A 19,728-nucleotide genomic window follows, 5' to 3' on the forward strand; every position below is an offset into this window, starting at 1 on the left:
TGTTATTTTTTCTGTTTTTAAGATTTAAGAATACGTATGATTTCATGTTGACCTATTTTTTTTAACTTTATTCCTGCGTTAAGTTTGGCATATTTCTTACCGTCAACACTAAGCATATTTTCAGATCCCCATTTTACTTTGATAGTATAGATGGCATCATAAAATTTTATTTTTGTTTCATATTTAGGCCAAGAGGAGGGTAAATGTGGTTTTAAAAACAACAGATTGCCTTGACGTTGAATCCCAAGAATGGCTTGTATCGCGGTATGGTAGAACCATCCTGCTGAACCTGTATACCATGTCCAACCGCCTTGTCCACGACGTGGTTCAATGGCGTAGATGTCTGCAGCCATAACATAGGGTTCAACACGATAAACTTCAGGATTTTTACCATGGGTGATTGGATTGATCATAGAAAATAGAGAATAAGCTTTGTCTGCTTCACCCATCTCAGCAAGCGCTAGAATGCTCCAAATAGCACCATGCGTATATTGACCACCATTTTCTCGAATGCCTGGAGGATAACCTTTTATATAACCAGGTTCGAGAGTACTTTTATCAAAAGGAGGCCAAAAAAGACGTATAATGCCGGCTTTTTTGTCCCATAGATGTTCAAGCATAGAAGCCATTGCTTGTTTTTGGCGCTTAAGTGATGCCATTTGAGAAATGACAGCCCAAGATTGCGCAATGGTATCAATTTGGCATTCATCATTTATTTTAGAACCAAGGGGTGTTCCATCATCAAAATAACCACGTCGATACCAAGCGCCATCCCAACCATTTTTTTCTAAAGCTGTAGTCAAATGTTTAAGGTATGCACTCCATGTGTTAGCATGGTTATGGTCGCCACGTTTTTTGGCAAGAGGAATAAATGCTTGTAGTGTAGTGCCAAGAAACCAACCCAACCAAGTACTTTCCCCTTTTTCTCCAATGCCCACTAAATTCATGCCATCATTCCAATCTCCGCCTAAGATGAGAGGAAGACCATGTTGACCACAACGTTTGATGGCAAGATCTAAAGCTAAAGAACAATGTTCATAAAGTGTTGCTGTTTTTTGAGATTGCGTGGGTTGAAAATAAGCATCTTGTTGTTCTATCTCTAGAGGAGGGCCTTCAATGAACGCAATGGGAATATCAAGAAAGTCGTACTCACCAGTGGTGTTAACATAAAGGGCGCTACCATAGGCTAGCCAAACAATGTCATCAGAAATGCGTGTGCGAACGCCTGCGTTGGTGTCAGGCAACCACCAATGCTGTACATCACCTTCGGGAAATTGATGGGCTGCAGCGTTTAACAATTGTTCACGTGCCAGTTGTGGTTCAAGGAGGAGTAAAGACAAGCTATCTTGCAATTGGTCACGGAAGCCAAATGCACCACTAGCTTGGTAAAATCCTGCGCGTGCCATGATGCGGCATGCATAGGTCTGATAAGGGAGCCAATGATTGACCATAATATCAAAAGAGGGATCCGGTGTTTTAACTTGAAAAGGAGAAACAAAATCGCTCCATTGCTGTTTTTGTTTTGTGAGCAGAATTTCAAAATCACTTGCACGTACTTGATTGAGTAATTTTTCAGCTTCTTGTCTATTTTCAGCACTACCAAGATAAAAGATGATTTCTTTTGTTTGCCCTGCTTGAAGATCAATATCATAGGAAAATGCTGAACAAGGATCACATCCTGCTTCAATGGTATTCGAAAGAGCACCAGCTTTACGGATCGCAGTTGGATGCGTTACGGTTCCCGTTGCACCAATAAATTCAGCACGATTGGTTGTGGTGCTGGTTGGCATTTCAGATGCCGATAAGAATGTGACTTGTTGAGATTTTTCAATGTGATAAGGATTTTGAATAAAATGTACACCCCTTTTGTCCTCATAAGAGGAAATAATGAAGGGGGCATATTTTGTACGGGTATTTCCCAAAACCCATTCAACATAATTATAAAGGCGTAAACTGCGTGGTTCTTTCCCTTCATTCGTAAGGATAAGACGTGAAAAGCGAATAGGTTTTTCGGGATCAAGTGTATGAGTCAGTTCTAATGCGATTTCTGAATGTGTTGATTTAAAAGTTGAGAATCCAAACCCATGACAAGCCTCATAGACAATATTTTCATCACATTCAACAGTAGAAACGGGTGAAAAACGTTTTAAAGACTGGCGATCAACCAGATAAAGTGCTTCTCCTGGCCGGTTAGATGTTGGATCATTTGCCCAAGGAGTTAATTTATAATCGCAGCTATTGTTAACCCAAGTAAAAATTGCACCTTCAGCAGAGACATGAAAACCAAATTTGTGATTAGCGATGACGTTAATCCACGGGTGCGGTGTAGTTGTACGTCCATGAAGACGTATTACATAATGGTTATACTGGTTAAAACCACCGTAACCATTCCAATATTTTAGATCTTCTCCATTTATGGGAAAAGAAGATGGTTTTCGTTGGCTAATAAGACCAATGGAAGCAAAAAAATTTTGTTCAGTTTGTGTTGTAACTTGCCTTCCTTCGTTATATTTTTGGTAATCTAATTGATCATAAGATTCTTGATAATTTTTACGAATTGTAAGATCAAAATCACTCTCATCAAATCGTTTAAGCTGTTCAGATAAAGAGCCATTTTGGGCATCAAGAACGATGCGCGCTGATGCAAGAAGCGTTTTAAAGCTTTGTTCACTCATTTGATCGCGCCGAAGCATGAAAATATGTTGGCGTTCATCTGCTTTTTGCATGTGGTGATAATAAGATTCACAGACCCACTCAAGAGCGCGTTGTGTATTTTGTATATAGGAAAATGTTTGTTCATTAAGAATGACCAAATCCACAATGAGTCCGCGCATACGCCAATATTCATGTGCTTTAAGGAGCTCGCGCAGTACGGTTATATTTCCCTCGTTATTTAATCTAAGAAGACAGAGTGGATTGTCTCCTGAGATAGACATGGGCCAAAGATCAGACTGTTTTCCTAGCGTTTTTGCTAATATTTCAGAAGGAAGACGCCACGTTCTTTCTGGATAAATAAGCGGTGTTGCATATTTTTGATAGACAATAGCTTCTTTAAGCTGGGTTCCGCTCTGATACAGTGCAACTTGTGAGCGCGTCCATGCCATTGAAAGTTCTTTTTGAAACATATCAGGTTGTCGATAATGTTTAATATGATTATTTAGTGCTTCTTTTGTATGAGCAGCAAAAGTCCAAAAAATAAGTTCTGCTTTTTCATGGGCTGGAATTTTTATACGGCATCGCAATGACATAACAGGATCAAGAACGCAACCTTGACTGTTACTGAAACGAGCATTTTGATCAAATGCAGCGGGCCGATGAATGGATCGGCCCCGCCCAATAAACAGAGAGCGATCCGTTTCAGCTTCTGTCTCTCGGAGAGTATCTGTTGTACTGGAGACAAAATGAGCAACATAGATTTCAGGATCGCTAGGTGAGCGTTTGCGCCTTTTGGCAAAAATTGTTTTACCTTCCTCAGCAATTTCTGTCTCTATAAACATGCGGGAAAAAACAGGATGAGCTTGGTCTGTGCCCATTGTGGCAAGCGCTAATTCACCATAAGAAGTCACTTCAATGAGGCGCTCTTTATTTGTCGTATTCATCAGTTGAATACGTCTACCTTCGCCACATCCTTCAGATGTAATAAGACATTCAAGTGTTGATTTTATACCATCAACCATTTTTGTATATTCAGCCTTTTCATCTGTAAAAATGCTGACAGCTTCTTCTTCAATAACACGTGTTGGTTCACCAGTAACAGACCACCACCGTCCACTATGCGTATCCCGTAAGAAGAATAAAGTACCTTGTTGATCTTCTGTTGCATCGGGAATAAAACGCGTAATCGCATAATCGCGCCAACGGCTGTAACCAGAACCATTCGCTGTTAACATAGTAAAATAAAAGCCATTAGACAAAAGTAAAGTTGCTCGTGGTTTGAACAACGGGTTTGTAATAATGCGCAAAGGGGCGGCGTCAAATGCTTGAGACTTGTTGCGCATACGATTAACAGCTTTGGTATGAATAATAGGAATAAGATGAGGCGCTCTTTCCTGTAACAGCAGTTGCGTTGCTTCAACAACGGGATCACGGTGAAAACGATCACGCATTCGCCCTTGAAAAATAACATTGTTAAGAGCAAGGATAGACATGCCATGATGATGCGCATAATAATTGCGTACAACAGCGTATTTTTCCCCTGTTTTCACGCGTGAAGGGGTAAAATCGACAGAGTCATAATAACCATATGTTCCTAAAGCTCCAAGATCACGGAGTCGTTTTAAATTAGCAACAGCACAAGCAGGAGCATATTGTGCCGCTAGAAGGCTGGCATAGGGAGCTATGACAGCATTGCGTGAAAGACCACGTTGGAGTCCGAGGTTTGGAACACCAAAATGAGCGTATTGGTAATTCATTAAATGATCGCGAGCGTTAAATGCAGCCTCTGAAATACCCCATGGCAATTCCCGTTTATGGGCATATTGTATTTGACAACGAATAATCAATCGATTTGTTTGATCTAGGAGAGATCCTAAAGGTTCATGCATTATGAGAGATGGCATAAGATATTCGAACATCGATCCAGACCATGATAGGAGCGCACCTTTCCAACCTATGGGTACGAGGAGTCGGCCAAGACGAAACCAATGTTTAAGTTTTATGTCTCCTTTTGCGATAGCAAAAAAACTTGCAAGACGTGCTTCTGAAGCAAGTAGATCATAACAATTGTCATCGAGTTTGTTTTCTTGAACACGATATCCAATAGATAAAAGATGCCGTTTAGGCTGTTCTAAAAAGTCAAATTTCATATCAAAGGCTACTTGCCGTGCCACTATAGCCAGTCTGTTTAATTTTTTACGTAATTTGTCAGTATCACAATGAGCAGTCGCATCATAATGATAAGCGTTACAGGTATCGATAAGGCATTTAGCCCAAGAAAGCGCATGAGCAGATTCTATCGTTTGAATTTTGTGGTCAAGTTCACTGACTAAGTGCACAATATCGTGGGCTGCATGTGAAAGGTCTGTGATGTGAGAAGGAATCGTATTTTCTTGTTCTACAAAAGTGAGGACAGAGTCATGAAAACGAGTGATGTTTTCTTCAATTTTTTGACGTAAAGAGCGTAAATTGGGTTGATGATCTGGAATTTCTCTGACAGTTTCTTCAAGAATAGCAAGAACATCCGATAAGCCTTCTCGATCACTTTGAAAAAAAAGATGCGGTTTTTCAGCCCATTCACTTAAGGCAGAAGAGAGTGTTATCAAATGACCGGCAAGATTTCCTGAATCAACGGTTGATACATAAGTAGGCAAAAGAGGCCTGAGTGTATCCGTTTCATACCAATTATAGAGATGACCACGGAACTTTTCCATTTTTGTAAGAGAGCGTAATGTACACTCAATACGGGTAATGGTCTCTTCAAAACCAATCCAGCCAAAATCACGTGCCGCAATAATAGAAAGGAGATAAACGCCAATATTCGTAGGAGATGTACGTTGAGCAACAAGAGGTTCAGGATCTTCTTGAAAATTATCGGGAGGCAAATAGTTGTTTTGTGCATTGACAAAGGTTGTATAATAAAGCCATGTACGCCGTGCAATAGAGCGAAGTTTTTTTTCATCTTTTGAAGAAAGATCAAGGCTATCTTGAAAGGTTGAAGGTTGACTCACAATCCAAGCAATGAAGGGTGAAAAAAACCATGCTATCCCAAAAGGCAAAGCAATCAAGCTTGCAAAACTATCAGAAAAAAGAGGGAGTGCTATAGTAAGGATACCAATAAGCGATGCTGGTGCCATTGTAAAAACATAGAAACGCAAACTATTGGGCATTGATTTTGTTGCGGCAGAAGTTTTCCATTCAAGAAGATGCTGTTTTGAAATCGTCATACGATAGAGTGTACGAATAATCGCATCGGTCATAAAATACGCCGAATGAGCAAGAAACGTCGTTTTAAGAAATATATCAGCGCTTGTAAGAGCAGTTTTGTTCCAAATTAATTGAAAATGTCCACGCAAAGAATGATCTATATTGGACGAGACTAGCGTTTTTAATACACATAGAATGGGAGAAATGAAGGAGCTAAACAACAAGAATATTTGCCAGACAATTGCACTCTTGAAAGACAAAAAAGCCCATCCTGCAAATGCTGCGATTAACCACATAAGTGGAGTAAGAGAACGACGTAAATTATCCTGCATTTTCCAACGCGTCACGAAACTTATTTGACGGTGGAAAAAAAGATAAGGCAAAAGCTGCCAATCACCGCGAATCCAGCGATGATAACGCATAACATCAATATTATAAGCGGTTGGATAATCTTCAATGACTTCTATGCTACTCACCAGAGCAGTACGAGCATAACCTCCTTCTAAGAGATCATGACTAAGGATAGTATTTTCTTTAATTTTGCCATCAAGCGCTTGTTCGAATGCATCAATATTATAAAGACCTTTACCGATAAAGGTGCCTTCTCCTAAAAGATCTTGATAAGTATCAGAAACAGCAAAAACATAAGGATCAATGCCACGGTTGATAGAAAAAATCCGTTGGAGAATTGATGTTTTTTTTCCTGTTGTAAGCGAAGGAATAATGCGTGGTTGTAAAATGCTATAGCCCTTTACAACCTTTCCACTTTGCGGATCAAAAATGGGATGATTGAGTGGATGGTTAAGCTTTCCAACAAGTTTTGCGACGCTCTCTGGAGTAAGACGTGTATCACAATCCAACGTCATAACAAAACGGCAATCCATAGGAAGATATGGATTGGGAGGGTAAAAGCTTGTGTTTTTATCGCCTCTTAAAAGCTGATTAAGTTCATGAAGTTTTCCTCGCTTTCGTTCCCATCCCATCCAACATTTTTCGCTTGTATTATAAAGACGTCGGCGATGTAAAAGGAAAAAAAGAGGAAGTTCATCACGATGATAACGACTATTGAGTTTATCAATACTCTTTTGCGCATAGTGCAATAAATCAAGATCATCTTGCGTTTCTCTCAATGGAGCATCCACCCAATCTGTAATGAGTGCAAAATGAATGGCACCTTTAGGATTGGAAAGATAGTGCACTTCAAGATTGCGCACTTGTTCATCAATATCATCGCGTGATGTCATCAAAGTAGGTACAACAACCATTGTCCGTGCATGTTTTGGAATACCTTCTTTATATTCATAACCAATGAGTTGTTTTGATGGAACAAACCACGAAACAACAGTGTTAAATAAAGCAAAAGCAGCATCGATAGAAGGAAAAAGCGCCAATACAGTAAAGCAAAAAGACTTCCATTGTGTCATGCCAGATATTTGTAAAAGGGCATAAATTACAAACAAAAGAGTGAGCGTCAGAAAAGAGACAGGAATGGCGATGACTCTCAATTTTGAGCAACAGGAAGCGCGTATCCATTTTATGAGAAAGGGCGGAATATATCCACAAGCCTTTTCAAATATGCCACGACCTTCATCAACAAGGTACCATCCCACACAAGAATGATGAGGCATATCTTTAGAAGTGGAATTTGCCATTTCTACAACTTTATGTGCAATTTCCAACTCACTAAGAGGCGAAAAGCGTGCAACTTTTTCAATGACTTGTCGATAAATATTACGTGAGTGAGAATCAATTTCAGAAAAATCACTATTTTTACGCAAAATAGAATCGACACAACTCACTGTTTCAAACCATGCTGTCCAATCAACATCATCTATAGTTTTAAGAGCACGGATAATATTTCCCATGGTCACACCATCTGCTGCTTGTCGGGTATGTTCATCGGCTGTTACAATCTCTAAGCTACTTCCTTGGCTTTTCAATTGCTTTTCAAGCCAAGTTAATGCTACGGTTGTATCGACAGATGCGCTGCGCAGGCGATAGAATAAATGTGCTGAAAAAGTTGGATCAACAGTAAATGGTTTATACCGCGTAAAAAGAGAGTGTAGATTTGTTTTATTTTCTACAAGAGAAATTTTATCCGCTACTTGACTAGCAAGATGGCGCATATGTCGCGCTTTTTCGATACGGACTGAAAGACGACGGACATTTTCAATGAGCAGCATTTGCATAACAGAAGGAAGAGCCCACAATTCACCAATTGTGAGCGCACAAACTTCTTGAAATCCGTTGGTTATAGCAGTGAGTGTTTCTTGTGAAAAGCTGCTATCGGTATGCGCAATATAAAGCCAAGTTAAAGCAAAAATTCGTGGTATTCCCGCTTTGTGTGTAGAAAGAGGAAGTTGCTTTATGAAAGACTTGGGCAGATTACGACGTAGCTTTTGTATGGTTTTATCAATGGTGTAATGATTATCAATGAGCCATTGAGCAGACGGTGCGATGGTCTCATCATTTCGGGCAGCAAAATCACTGGTATGAAAGGCATGAAGAATAAGTTTAGCATTTTCATTCAATTTCTTGCGAAAATCTTCTACTCCGTCATATTCAGGGAGTAAAATTTCTTTACCAGAAGCTATATCATGCCCTAAGTTATAAAGATCTTCCTGTACCTTATAAATTGCACGAAGAGGAAAATCCGTATTAATAAAATAGCCTTTTTTCTCTTTTTGAGAAAAAAAGCACTTTATGAAAGGTATTATGCACGTCATAATGTCCCATTGTTATCCAATTACATCGTTTTTATTTAAATTGTAAGCATTTTATCTGAATAGTGAACCGTTGATAGACAAAAAACAAACTTTTTGTTTTTATTTGCAAGCATTTATAATTTTTGACGCCAATAATTAGAAAATAAGCAGACAATTTTTTAGAAAATAAAAAGGTCACCCTAAAATGAGTGACCTTAATAACACCGTCAACTTTAGTGATTGATGATTAATCTTGTTCTTGTTTTTTCAAAGCTGCACCAAGAATATCACCAAGAGAAGCACCTGAGTCTGTAGAACCATATTGTGCAACAGCTTCTTTTTCCTCTGCAATTTCTAAAGCTTTAATCGATACTGAAATTTTACGTGTTTTTTTATCAAATGCTGTAATGCGAGCATCAACCTTTTGCCCAATTGCGAAACGCTCAGGACGTTGCTCATCACGATCACGCGCGAGATCAGCACGCCGAATGGTTGTCTCAAGGTTGTGGTCAATCAATTTCACACCAATGTCATTGTCGTTAACAGCAATCACTTCGCATGTTACAACAGCACCTTTTCGCAATTCGCCAGAAGCAGCTGCTTCTCCAACTTTATCGCTGGAAAGCTGCTTAATTCCAAGAGAAATGCGCTCTTTTTCAATGTCAACATCAAGGACCACAGCTTTAACGATATCGCCTTTATTGTAAGTATCAATGACTTGTTCACCAGGACGGTTCCAATCAAGATCAGACAAATGAACCATACCGTCAACATCGCCTTCAAGCCCAATAAACAGACCAAATTCTGTTTTATTTTTAACCTCTCCTTCAATTTGCGAATTGACAGGAAATTTATTGGCAAAAGCTTCCCATGGATTTTCAAATGTTTGCTTTAAGCCAAGAGAAATACGCCGTTTAGAAGGATCAATCTCAAGAACAACCACTTCTACTTCTTGTGATGTAGACAGAATTTTTCCAGGATGAACATTTTTCTTTGTCCAGCTCATTTCAGAAACATGGATCAGCCCTTCAATTCCTGGTTCAATTTCAACAAAACCACCGTAATCAGTAATGTTGGTAACAGCACCCGTAATTTTTTTACCAATCGGATACCGAACACTGATGCTTTCCCAAGGATCACTTTCAAGCTGTTTCATTCCAAGAGAAATACGGTGCGTATCTTGATTAATGCGAATAATCTGCACTTTAATCGTTTGGCCAATTGTGAGCACTTCAGATGGGTGATTAACACGCCGCCATGCCATATCTGTAACGTGCAAGAGACCATCAATCCCACCAAGATCAACAAAGGCACCATAATCTGTGATATTTTTCACCACACCTTCAACGATTTGGTTTTCTTCAAGATTTTGTACAATTTCTGAACGTTGCTCAGCGCGACTTTCTTCTAAAACAGTGCGACGTGAGACCACAATATTGCCACGACGACGATCCATCTTCAAAATTTCAAAGGACTGTGAATTATGCATGAGAGGTGAAACATCGCGAATGGGACGAATATCAACTTGGCTGCGCGGCAAGAAAGCAACGGCACCATCAAGATCGACTGTAAAACCACCTTTTACTTGGCTAAAGATCACTCCATCAACGCGCGCACCAGCATTGAATTTTTCCTCTAAACGGACCCAACTTTCTTCGCGCCGTGCTTTTTCACGCGATAAAACAGCTTCACCCATCGCATTTTCAATGCGTTCAATGTAAACCTCAACTTCATCGCCAACTTGCAAAGAACCGTCTTTTGCTTTAGCTCCAAATTCTTTGAGAGGAATACGTCCTTCGACTTTAAGACCAGCATCAATAATGGCCATGTCTTTTTCGATTGCAATAACACGACCTTTAACAACAGATCCTTCATTAAGATCATTAGTTTGAAAAGATTCTGTTAAAAGGGCTTCAAAATCCGCTGTTGTGGGATTGTATTGTGACATAAGAACTCCTAATATATACCTTGTATTATAAGGTATGAGCGCTAGGTTAGTGTTAACATAAGCAACTCCTAGCCTTTTTCCTTGAATAAAGGAAGAAAAGTTAGCGCTAGGCTGGAAGTTACCTTAACGAATTTATCCAATTATATGCATTTTTATGATTGGATCAATAAAACTGCATGCAATTTCAAATGTTGCTTCTATACTCAATTCTGACGTATCAAGCAAGTGGGCGTTTTTTGCTGGTTTTAGTGGACTTTGTTTGCGCGTTATATCGCGACTGTCGCGCTGTTCAAGTTGAGCTAGGATTTCATGATAATTTGCCTGAACACCTTTTTTTAAAATCTCCTGATAGCGACGTTTGGCGCGTGTTTGAACATTGGCTAGAACATAAAACTTGATATCGGCATCAGGACAAACAATAGTTCCGATATCACGCCCATCAAGCACACAGCCGGGTAAAACTTTAGAAAAGTTGCGTTGTTTTTCGACAAGAATTTTGCGTACAGCAGGGTTAATCGCTATTTTTGAAGCCGCTTCACCAAGTTCATGAGAAGAAAGAAGAGAAGGATTTAAGGTGTTAAAATCGAGTTCTTTAGCATAAATAATAGCATTTTTTTCATCATTAAGAGCTAAATTTTGTTGTAAAAGCGTATGAGCAACACTACGATAAGTAAGACCAGTATCGAGATAGCGAAGACGATAATGTACAGCAATTTTGCGTGCTAAGGTTCCTTTGCCTGAGGCTGCAGGTCCATCAATGGCAATAACAAAAGGCTTCAAGCGATTTTCCCCCCAAGTTGTTTTATAAAAGGAATAAATTCTGGAAAGCTCGTAGCGATCATTCGTTTATCATCAATGGTAACAGGTTTTTCTGATACAAGCCCAAAAATGAGAAAACACATAGCAATTCGATGATCAAGATGTGTGGAGACATGTCCACCACCCAAACCTTTGGCAGAACCTTTCCCATAAACAATAAGAAAATCTTGACCTTCTTCACAGTCTACGCAATTAATTTTTAATCCTTGAGCAACAGCAGACAGTCGATCTGATTCCTTTACACGCAATTCTTCAATTCCTAACATCACTGTTTTGCCTTCTGCAAAGGCTGCTGCTACTGCCAAAGCAGGATATTCATCAATCATCGATGGAGCACGTTCTTTGGGCACCGTAACGCCTCTAAGAACCGATGATTTTATCCGTAGATCAGAAACATCCTCTCCACCTGTTTGACGTCGGTTCAAAAATTCAATTTGAGCACCCATTTCCCACAATGTTTCGATAAGTCCCATTCGAGAGTTATTTATCAAAACATTTTCAATGGTGATATCAGAGTCTTCTACAAGAAGGGCTGCGATAATTAGAAAAGCAGCAGAAGAAGGATCACCCGGAATATGAATTGTTTGCCCAATAAGATGGGGTTGACCGTTAAGATGAATCAAACGCGCACCTTCATTATCTTTTTCTATTTCAAGTTGTGCACCGAATGCTTTTAACATTTTTTCCGTATGATCTCGTGTCAGAACTGGTTCAATAACAGTTGTAATGCCGGCGGTATTGAGTCCAGCAAGCAAGACTGCTGATTTAATTTGAGAGGAAGCTATTGGAACACGGTAACGAATCGGATTAGCCATTTTCGGGCCATAAAGCGTTAAAGGAAGGTGATCGTCGTGCGTTGCTTCAATTTCAACCCCCATGAGACGCAGTGGATCAAGGATACGTCCCATTGGACGTTTAGAGAGAGAAGCATCACCAATAAAGGTTGTTTTCATATGATATGGACCAACCATTCCCATAACCAAACGAGCACCCGTTCCAGCGTTTCCAAAGTCTAAAGGTTTTTGTGCAGCTAAAAGGCAACCATTCCCTGTTCCTCGTATGGTCCAGAAGCCATCTTTTTTAATAATACAGGCACCCATAGCTTGCATAGCAGCAGCTGTATTGAGTACATCAGCGCTTTCAAGTAATCCATGAATATGTGTCTCACCACTTGCTAATCCTCCCAATATAAGAGAGCGATGAGAGATTGATTTATCTCCTGGTATTTTAATTTTTCCAGAGAGACTACTCGATTTATAGGTGGTTATAGGGATTGCTTTTTGCATGGAAATTCTATTTAATTCTATCTAACTTTTATGAAATTGTGCATCCTTTAGCACATGCTTTAAAAGACGTCATGAAAAAATCACTGTGGAACAGTGTATTTATCTTTGACAAAGGCATTATTTTTCGATTAAGCACCATACAATTTATCTTTTAATGGAATAATAGTTAATCAAAGAGGCACGGTTTATGGCAAAACAAGAACTTGGAACTAAACGTGTTGATCCAGAAACGGGAAAAAAATTTTACGATCTAAATCGCGATCCTATTGTGTCGCCCTATACAGGAATTTCTTATCCGCGTTCTTACTTTGAAGTTGCAGCAGCTGAAGCAAACAATGAGGAAGACGTTGATGCTGAAGAGCTTGATACAGCACTTGAAAAATCTGCTTTTATGCTTCTTGAAGAGGATGATGAGGATTCTAAAGATGACGATCTTCCTGATTTAGAAGATAGTGATGTAGATCTCGGTGATGACGATGATACATTTTTATCTCATGATGATGACGATGAAGATGATGACGTTACTGATATTCTCGGAGGCGGTGTTTCTAATGATGACGATGCTTAAGAGAAGTAAAAGAGGATATCTTTTCCATTGAATGTAAATTCTTCTTGATCTTCAATTTTGATCGTTCTAGAAAAGCTGAAATTGTATACTTCCCTTTTGGGAAAGATTGTTTTTGTAGGGGCTATAGCTCAGCTGGGAGAGCGCTTGCATGGCATGCAAGAGGTCAGCGGTTCGATCCCGCTTAGCTCCACCAAAAGGACCAGCTATCCTATCAAGGGTTAATTATAATAGAGAATGTGTGCATCAATTTAAAAGGTCTATGTGCTATTTAATCATCATTCCAATAGCGCCTGTTCCTTGCATTTTTATGATATTATAACACATTTTTAATCATTTGTTGGATTATAAAATTTTACTGTCGTAACTGTAAAAGTAGATAATTTTTATGCTTTGCATAGAAATAGACGATGAGCTGTTTAACTTACGCTTTGTTTTAAAGGACAAATTTTGAATTCCCTTTATCACAATATTTCCACAAAATCATAATATGTTGGTTATCTATATCTTTTTAAAAGGTACGAAGTACCTAAACAGAGATGAGAGAATAAAATATTAAAATATACTTCTCAGTTATTGCGAATGAGAACTTTTTTTGAGTATTTTTACCCTAGTCAGATGTCCTGCAAATTAAAAAATTGCCCACCTTGAGTAGCATCTACCTGCTCAATACTAAGGTATATTCACGCTTAAATAACATATTGAATCAATTAATTTTGTTTCCTTGCCCGTCACAAGCAAGGTTGAGTTGTGAAAGCAAAGTGGCGCCATCATTATATGTGCTAATTCCCTATGTTGCCGATAATTCTTACATTTGAGAATGTTCATAAAAAACATTTTTAGTCTTTTCTTTCACAGTTTTTATCCACATGCCAATTACGCTTGTTATGTGCAAGCCAATAGTTTTTATTGATTTAATCTCAAGAGATCTGAAATGATAAAACCCTACGCCATTCGAGATTCTTACTTTGAATATGATGCTCGAATTGCATTTTTTTGATTGCTATTTTATACGCTTAACAAAGAAAATATTCATGTAATAATCAGCCAGTAATACGCATAATGAAAATAAAAAATGATATTAAACTTTAAAATTTTTCTTTAATAATCTCTGATATTTAGACCTGTGCGAAATGCCTGAGCCAAATAGGATATAGTTTCCATTGTAAATTTTTTAAACAAAGAAGGTAAAAATATCGAGAGTACAGTCAAATATATTGAGCATTGCAAAAGCTTTCTGTCTCTTGGGTTTATTCTAAAAAATAACAATTTATTTCATTTAACAATCAGAAAAACGATACAACCTTATTACGCCATAAGAAATTTGGCTCTCAAATAATTTTACCGCAACAATTCCCTAATTGAGATTTTCAAAAATCTTCCCTAATGCCATCCACATCTCTTTAATTGCTGTTCATAGAGCCTTGATATCCTTGCCATGCGCTGTGCTGCCTGTGAAAGTGCAGCAGTGACACGCCCGCCACGCGCATAAGCACCATGTCCCATATGATAATTTAAATAAAGGCTATATGCATCATCAAATCTCACCCCATTGCGTTGAACACTTTGGCGATGGTACCAAGCAATAAAATCAGCAGAATCTGCAAAATTCGTACGCCATGCAAAAGATCTACCCGTAGAGCGAAGATACATTGCCCATGTACTGTCAAGCGCTTGAGAATAACCATAGGCTGTCGATTGACGCTTCCATGGAATAAAACCAAGTAGTTTTTTACGTGGAGGACGTGCATTGTGACGAAAGCTCGATTCCATATTAATGGTTGCAAGAATAATAGGCATAGGAATCCCATAGCGCATTTCTGCACGTTTAGAAGCCTTACCCCAATTGTCAAAAAAACCATTTTTTTGTGCCAAAATAGCACAAGCATTGTTTGTGTGGGTGGGAGTGGTCGTTGCACACCCATCTAGCAGAAACACCAGTGCCCCTAAAAACAAAAGGTGTCGCATATTCCTATTCCTCTCGTTTAAGAAATAAAACAAGATAGAGATACTAAAAAAGTATTACCAATCAATAAAGAACATGATCTGACTTGTGATTTTAAAAAGCTTTCTTTGCTTTATTCCTCGTCAGCAAAACGCAATGTTTGCGACTGAGCCAATGTTGTTATTTTTGTTTGTTCAGAGTGATTCTCTTTTAATTCGACAGTTTCAATGCGATTTGCCCGTTTCATAATTTTGGAGGATGATATCAAAATTCCCTCTATATCTTCACCTGCTTTGTGAAAGTGCTTCTGTAACGCACGAACACGTATATCCATTCGTCCAAAATCTTCCATCAATTTTGCTACTTCTGATTGAATTAAATGTGCTTGTTCACGCATCCGTGCATCTTTCATAATGGTTTGTACCACTTGGACAGAAAGCATCAACAAAGATGGTGAAACAATAATCACATGGGCTCTATTGGATTTTTGTACCAATGCCTCAAAGTCCTCATAAATTGTTGCAAAAATCGATTCAGATGGCACAAAAAGGAAAGCAGTGTCATGGGTTTCTCCCGGAATCAAATATTTTTGTGCAATATCACGAATATGAACTTCCATATCGGTACGAAATTGGCGTTCTGCCTCTTGACGCTCTTGCGCTGATTCTGCCTTACGCATAGCATTCCAAGCCTCCAGAGGGAATTTAGCATCAACAACAAGAGAAGGGGCTTTATTGGGCATATGAATGAGACAATCTGGGCGCTTTCCATTGGAAAGAACAGCCTGAAAAGCATAAGCATTTGTTGGTAAGGCATCGGCAATAATTGCTTCCATCCGCCCCTGACCAAAAGTACCACGTGTCTGCTTATTGCTTAAAATGGACTGCAACTGAACAACTTGTCCCGTAAGCGATTGAATATTATTTTGCGCCGCATCAATCACTGCTAAACGCTCTTGCAAACGATTCAAATTTTCATAAGTGGATTTGGTCTGTACCTGAAGTGTTTGGCCTAAGCTTGTTGTCATCCCATTGAGTTGCTCACTGAGTGATTTATTTAATTCAGCCTGCCGTTGACCAAAAATTTCCGCCATCGTTTGCATTCTCCCTTGCATTTCAGCTTGTGTTTTCAGCAAGGTAGCCATCTGCATTTGTGCCTCACGTGCGCGTTCAGCAATTTCATTTTCCAAAAATGCTTTTTTTCGATGAGAATGTATCAACATAAAAAATGCCAAACAGACAAATATAAATAAAAGCAAAAGCATTAGTTTAGAAAAAAACTCACCAGCGAGTATGGAAAAAAACGAATCAAACATAAATTATAATATAACGCTCTTATTGTAAAAAAACGCAAGAATCCGTTATTCAATATTGACCAATAACAAACCATTGATTAATCTCTACTTATGCCAATGAGATCTTTAGTTACTTTACCTGATCCGATTTTACGGGAAGTGTCCAGACCTGTTGAGCAGGTCGATTCAGCTCTCCAAAAACTTGCGGATGATATGTTGGAAACCATGTATAATGCTAAAGGCGTTGGTCTTGCTGCTATTCAAATTGGTATACCGCTACGTATGTTGGTTATAGATGTCTCTGGAAATTCTGAAGATGAGCAGAAAAGACCATTTGTTATTATCAACCCTGAAATTTTATGGCTTTCAGATGAGCGTAATATTTACAAAGAAGGTTGTCTTTCTATTCCTGATTATTTTGCAGAGGTTGAACGTCCTAAACGCCTTCGTGTTCGCTATCAGAACCGTGAAGGAAAACAAACAGAAATTGAAGCAGACGATCTCTTAGCAACTTGCTTGCAGCATGAAATTGATCATTTAGATGGGCGCCTTTTTATTGATTACATTTCAAAGATCAAACGCGATATGGTGATACGAAAATTTAAAAAACGCGCAAAAGAAAAAAACATGCAGGAAGCAGTTTTGTAATGGCTTTACGATTAGCTTTTATGGGGACTCCAGATTTTTCTGTTCCTATTTTACATGCTTTATTGGATGCAGGTCATGATGTTGTTGCTGTTTATAGTCAACCCCCTCGCCCAGCAGGACGTCGAGGACTTAAATTAATCCCCTCAGCTGTTCAAAGTGCAGCGCAAGAAAAATCTATTCCCATCTTTACGCCACAAACACTCAAAACAATCGAACAACAGGAGCAATTTGCAGCACTTTCTGTTGATGCTGCTATTGTGGTGGCTTATGGACTCCTTTTACCCAAAGCTATTCTCGAAACGCCGCGTTTTGGTTGTTTTAATGCCCACGCTTCACTCTTACCACGTTGGCGTGGTGCTGCGCCTATTCAACGAGCAATTATGGCTGGTGATAAAGAAACAGGTATTATGATCATGAAAATGGATGAAGGACTTGATACGGGACCTATCGCTCTTTCTCGCTCCATCCCCATTACTGATAACACCACCACTGCTGAGCTTTTAAACAAACTTTCACATATTGGCGCAGAACTTATGGTAGAAACCCTATCAACTCTTGAAAAAGGACAACTTAAACTGACCCCACAATCAGAGGAAGGCATCACCTATGCTGCCAAAATCAAAAAGGAAGAGACCCGCATTAATTGGACAAAACCTGCAGAGTTTATTCATAGGCATATCCGTGCGCTCTCTTCTTCTCCTGGCTGCTGGTGCAATATGAATATTGGGGGACGAGAAGAACGTGTAAAAATTCTTGATAGTCGCTTAACAACAGGTCCTTCTCTTGAAATTGGACGAATAGAACCAGATTCTTTGATTGTCCATTGTGGACAAGGGCGGATAGAAATAACCTCTCTCCAAAGATCGGGTGGTAAAGTCCTTGATAGCGCAACCTTTTTGCGAGGCGCTCATATTTCTGCTGTTTTTTAAGATGCCACGTTTTAAACTCACTCTTGAATATGATGGCTCAAATTATGCTGGTTGGCAGCGTCAAGCAAAACTTCTCACTATACAAGGAGCTCTTGAACAGGCGCTCTTTTCCTTTAGTGGACAACAATTGACCATAACAACAGCAGGAAGAACCGATGCGGGCGTACACGCTACGGGACAAGTTGCGCATGTTGATTTCATAAAAAACTGGCATCCCCATACTGTACGTGATGCGCTCAATGCTCTTTTACGTAAACAGGGAGAAGCGATTTCAATCTTAAACGTACAAAATGTCCCTGATGACTTTGATGCACGATTTTCCGCAACCAAACGCCATTATCTTTTTAAAATACTTAATCGTCGCTCTCCACCAGCCTTAAATGCCAAACGCGTGTGGTGGTTGCCAAAGCCTCTTAATGCTGAAGCCATGCATGAAGCTGCTCAAAAGCTTGTAGGAAAACATGATTTTACCACTTTCCGTTCAGCACATTGCCAAGCCAAAAGCCCTATTCGCACCCTTGAACGCCTCGATATTCAAAGAGAAGGAGATGAAATTTTCCTTTATGCGCAAGCCCGTTCTTTTCTTCATCATCAAATCCGTTCATTCGCAGGAAGCCTCATGGAAGTGGGTATTGGACGTTGGACAGCTCAAGATCTCGAAGCAGCTCTTCATGCTAAAGATCGTAAACGTTGTGGTGTTGTTGCTCCTCCTTCAGGACTTTATTTAACCAAAGTAGAGTATTAATTATCCTTCAAGAGTGGACATCTTAAAAGTCGTCAAGGCAGTTTATAAAAAGAACGAATTTCTTCAAAAGCTTCTGCTGCTGTATTGACAAATTTCATATAATTAACATCAGTAGGAGAAATTGTACCTTGTTCAGACAGATACTCAAAATTGATAGCATTGCTCCAGAACTCTTTGCCAAACAATAAAATTGGTACCTGTTTCATACGCCCCGTCTGTACTAAAGTTAACGTCTCAAACAGTTCATCCAGAGTCCCAAATCCTCCAGGGAAAATAGCTAATGCTTTCGCTCGTAATAAAAAATGCATTTTGCGCATCCCAAAATAATGAAAATTGAAACACAAATGCGGCGACACATACGAATTAGGCTCTTGCTCATGTGGTAAAATAATATTCAAGCCAATCGTTGGGGCACCAACATCACAAGCACCACGATTTCCCGCCTCCATGATTCCTGGTCCGCCCCCCGTAACAACCACAAATTCACGATATTCTGTCGTAGCGGAATAAAGTGAGCACAAACGCGCAAACTCTCTTGCTTCATCGTAATAATGTGACATAGCATGCAAATTTTTCTTTTGTATTTCATTTTTTGCAGCCCACGCTGCTTGCCCAGGTTCAGGAATACGCGAACCACCAAAAAAAACAACTGTTGATTGAATGTCATATTCTTTAAGGGTTATTTCCGGCTTTAAAAATTCAAGACCAATACGTTGTGAGCGCAACTCTGGACGCATTATAAAATCTTGATCGATATAGGCTAAACGATAAGTAGACGAACGCATTTGTGCTGAATTAGAGATTTTATGTATTTGTTGTAGAGCATCCTTCGTATGGAGAAGTGGTGTCCAATTTTCTTGCTCCTCTTTTCTTTTTTCTTTACAGCTTTTTTTCATGCACCTGTTCTACTTCCTCATCGTTTTATTGACTGAACACATTTCTTCGCGTAGTTCATAGAGAATAAACCTTGAAGCTTTCAACT

General features: G+C 39.2%; 11 protein-coding genes and 1 tRNA gene. 5 read left to right on the plus strand and 7 right to left on the minus strand.

Going from position 1 to position 19,728, the window contains the following annotated elements; genetic code table 11:
- Window positions 1-17: 17 nt before the first annotated feature.
- From ACFIKG_RS01825 to aroA, 4 genes are all read right to left on the minus strand, one after another.
- Window positions 18-8,588, minus strand: a complete 8,571-nt coding sequence (locus tag ACFIKG_RS01825; protein ID WP_375651641.1) for a GH36-type glycosyl hydrolase domain-containing protein — start codon at window positions 8,586-8,588, stop codon at window positions 18-20.
- A 226-nt stretch (window positions 8,589-8,814) separates the two neighbouring features.
- Window positions 8,815-10,515 carry a 30S ribosomal protein S1 gene (gene rpsA / locus ACFIKG_RS01830; protein WP_026500132.1) on the minus strand — a complete coding sequence of 567 codons (1,701 nt, stop codon included), beginning with the start codon at window positions 10,513-10,515 and terminating at the stop codon, window positions 8,815-8,817.
- 132 nt (window positions 10,516-10,647) lie between these two features.
- On the minus strand, window positions 10,648-11,295 hold the full coding sequence (cmk, locus tag ACFIKG_RS01835; RefSeq protein WP_375651642.1) for a (d)CMP kinase: 648 nt from the start codon (window positions 11,293-11,295) through the stop codon (window positions 10,648-10,650).
- Entirely contained in the window at window positions 11,292-12,620 is a 1,329-nt protein-coding gene (gene aroA, locus ACFIKG_RS01840; RefSeq protein WP_375651643.1) for a 3-phosphoshikimate 1-carboxyvinyltransferase, read from the minus strand. Before aroA ends, cmk begins: the two co-directional genes overlap by 4 nt.
- Before the next feature lie 187 nt (window positions 12,621-12,807).
- Between aroA and ACFIKG_RS01845 the strand changes: the two genes are divergently transcribed.
- Both ACFIKG_RS01845 and ACFIKG_RS01850 read left to right on the plus strand, forming a co-directional pair.
- Window positions 12,808-13,188, plus strand: a complete 381-nt coding sequence (locus ACFIKG_RS01845; protein ID WP_012754501.1) for a TIGR02300 family protein — start codon at window positions 12,808-12,810, stop codon at window positions 13,186-13,188.
- A gap of 117 nt (window positions 13,189-13,305) precedes the next feature.
- Window positions 13,306-13,381, plus strand: a tRNA-Ala gene (locus ACFIKG_RS01850).
- Between the two features lie 1,187 nt (window positions 13,382-14,568).
- Here ACFIKG_RS01850 and ACFIKG_RS01855 read toward each other — a convergent pair.
- Entirely contained in the window at window positions 14,569-15,153 is a 585-nt protein-coding gene (locus ACFIKG_RS01855) for a hypothetical protein (protein ID WP_375651644.1), read from the minus strand.
- 110 nt (window positions 15,154-15,263) lie between these two features.
- Window positions 15,264-16,445 (minus strand): DNA recombination protein RmuC, encoded by a 1,182-nt coding sequence (locus ACFIKG_RS01860; RefSeq protein WP_375626208.1) that lies wholly within the window; start codon window positions 16,443-16,445, stop codon window positions 15,264-15,266.
- A gap of 90 nt (window positions 16,446-16,535) precedes the next feature.
- On the opposite strand from ACFIKG_RS01860, the gene def reads away from it, so the two are divergent.
- Genes def through truA form a run of 3 tightly spaced genes read left to right on the plus strand, consistent with a single transcriptional unit; the run spans window position 16,536 to window position 18,746 of the window.
- Window positions 16,536-17,072: a peptide deformylase gene (def, locus tag ACFIKG_RS01865; RefSeq protein WP_375626206.1), complete on the plus strand. Its 537-nt coding sequence runs from the start codon at window positions 16,536-16,538 to the stop codon at window positions 17,070-17,072.
- Window positions 17,072-18,001 carry a methionyl-tRNA formyltransferase gene (fmt, locus tag ACFIKG_RS01870; protein WP_375625464.1) on the plus strand — a complete coding sequence of 310 codons (930 nt, stop codon included), beginning with the start codon at window positions 17,072-17,074 and terminating at the stop codon, window positions 17,999-18,001. The genes def and fmt overlap by 1 nt, the downstream gene beginning before the upstream one ends.
- Window position 18,002: 1 nt before the next feature.
- Window positions 18,003-18,746, plus strand: a complete 744-nt coding sequence (truA, locus tag ACFIKG_RS01875) for a tRNA pseudouridine(38-40) synthase TruA (RefSeq protein WP_375651645.1) — start codon at window positions 18,003-18,005, stop codon at window positions 18,744-18,746.
- A 32-nt stretch (window positions 18,747-18,778) separates the two neighbouring features.
- Here the strand turns inward: truA and ACFIKG_RS01880 are convergent, their stop codons facing one another.
- The gene (locus tag ACFIKG_RS01880) at window positions 18,779-19,642 is read right to left on the minus strand and encodes an LOG family protein (RefSeq protein WP_375625466.1); all 864 of its coding nucleotides are present in this window, start codon (window positions 19,640-19,642) and stop codon (window positions 18,779-18,781) included.
- Between the last annotated feature and the right edge of the window lie 86 nt (window positions 19,643-19,728).

Origin of the sequence: Bartonella sp. LB28NMGDW (assembly GCF_042194435.1) — a bacterium.
Classification (GTDB): Bacteria; Pseudomonadota; Alphaproteobacteria; order Rhizobiales; family Rhizobiaceae; genus Bartonella; species Bartonella grahamii.